The organism is Psychrobacter sp. TB20-MNA-CIBAN-0197 (assembly GCF_040309765.1).
In the GTDB taxonomy this organism is placed as follows: Bacteria; Pseudomonadota; Gammaproteobacteria; order Pseudomonadales; family Moraxellaceae; genus Psychrobacter; species Psychrobacter submarinus.
Map to the genome: position 1 here is coordinate 1 of NZ_JBEOPC010000505.1, position 276 is coordinate 276.

General features: G+C 62.7%; 1 protein-coding gene. It reads left to right on the forward strand.

Going from position 1 to position 276, the window contains the following annotated elements; translation table 11 throughout:
• Positions 1-276, forward strand: a 276-nt coding sequence (locus AAEY83_RS14700; RefSeq protein ID WP_351060032.1) for a hypothetical protein, incomplete at both ends; no start/stop codon positions are given.

Consider the following 276-nt stretch of genomic DNA (forward strand, 5'->3'; position numbering starts at 1 on the left):
GCAATATTCTCGGCGGCCAACGTATCGACAGCGCCAGCTATCGCATCGACAGCGCCGGCACTTTCACGCTGCCAGCCATCCGCGTGAAATGGTGGGATTCCGCTGAGAAGCAGATCCGCAGCGCTGAGGTGCCGGCCGTGAGCTTCGAGGCCGCAGCCAACAACGCCTATAAACCGGTGTTTTCGCTCGCCGAAGACCTCAGGCAACTGCAACAGAATCACTTGCACTTCTCCAGCCGCTGGCTGCTCTGGCTGGCGCTGGCGGTCGGCCTCGCCG